This window comes from Terrisporobacter mayombei (assembly GCF_020748465.1).
Classification (GTDB): Bacteria; Bacillota; Clostridia; order Peptostreptococcales; family Peptostreptococcaceae; genus Terrisporobacter; species Terrisporobacter mayombei.
Map to the genome: position 1 here is coordinate 1 of NZ_JAHZMP010000072.1, position 554 is coordinate 554.

The 554-nt window shown below is 29.2% G+C and carries 1 pseudogene; it reads left to right on the forward strand.

What is annotated here, in order from left to right:
• Positions 1-220: 220 nt before the first annotated feature.
• A pseudogene (locus K0039_RS20360) lies at positions 221-554 on the forward strand (HAD family hydrolase); the annotation flags it as partial.

Genomic DNA, 554 nt, shown 5'->3' on the forward strand with positions numbered 1-554 from the left:
GAAATTTTCATATATTCCAACCGTATTATATTTAGCTTATCTATATATTTTTCTACATTATATTATTATTATACAAGGTTCTACTAGTTTTATATTATTTATTAGACTGAAGATAAAAGTATATACTCTATAAACCTATAGTTTAGTAGCAAATTAATTAAATTTTTATATTTAAATACCTCCTTAAATATACTGATAAATCAATATTTTCAAGGAGGTATTGATAGACACACCAAGAGAAGAAGTAATGGATGCAGTAAAAGAGGCAAAGAGTGCTGGTATAAAAACTGTTATGATAACTGGTGACCATAAAACAACAGCAGCAGCAATTGCAAAAGAGATTGGTATAATGGAAGAAGGAGAATTGGCTCTTACTGGAAAAGAGCTTGATGCTTTGAGTGAAGAACAACTATATGAAAAACTAGAAAATATAAGTGTATATGCCAGAGTCTCGCCAGAAAATAAAATTCGTATAGTAAAAGCATGGCAACATAAGAATAATATAACAGCAATGACTGGTGATGGTGTTAATGATGCACCTGCATTAAAACAAG